1 protein-coding gene is annotated in these 667 nt (G+C 67.0%); it reads left to right on the forward strand.

Features of this window, described 5'->3' with window-relative positions; translation table 11 throughout:
* Nucleotides 1-109: 109 nt before the first annotated feature.
* On the forward strand, nt 110-667 hold a 558-nt coding region (locus tag DEA06_RS16320; RefSeq protein ID WP_133241812.1), incomplete at its 3' end, for a transposase family protein.

The following is a 667-nucleotide window of genomic DNA, read 5'->3' on the forward strand; positions in this document are numbered from 1 at the left end:
GGCTCTTCGCAGTTGAGGGTGTAGTCGGGGTTAGCGCGCCGTCGGCCGGATAGGGTCGAGGTCTTCCAGGATGGAAGTTCCTACACTGCCCATCCGAAAGACCTCGACGTTGCTCAACGCTACCTTCGCTGCGCCCGATCTGACCACGTTCTGCCGTCTCGACGAGCTCGGTCTGGAAGCCGTTGGACAGCGCCTCGAGCCGGATCGGGCGGTGATCGCGTGCCGGATCGTCGAGCGGGATCCGTGGTGCCGCAAGTGCGGCGCCGAGGGTGTGCCTCGCGACACGGTGACTCGCCGGTTGGCGCATGAGCCGTTCGGGCACCGGCCGACGACGCTGCTGGTGCGGGTGCGCCGCTACCGGTGTGAGCACTGCGGGCGGACCTGGCGGCAAGACACCTCGAAGGCGGCGCCGGCCAGAGCGAAGATCTCCCGTGGTGGGCTCACGTGGGCTCTGACCGGCATCGTGATCGACCACCTCACCGTCTCTCGCGCGGCGGCCGGTCTCGGAGTGTCTTGGCACACCGCGAATAACGCGATCATCGCCGAGGGCAAGCGCCGACTGATCGATGACCCGCACCGGTTCGACGGGGTCACCACGATCGGCGTCGATGAGCACGTCTGGCGGCACACCAGGTTCGGCGACAAGTACGTGACGGTGATCATCGAC

This window comes from Microbacterium sp. Gd 4-13 (assembly GCF_003095395.1).
Classification (GTDB): Bacteria; Actinomycetota; Actinomycetes; order Actinomycetales; family Microbacteriaceae; genus Microbacterium.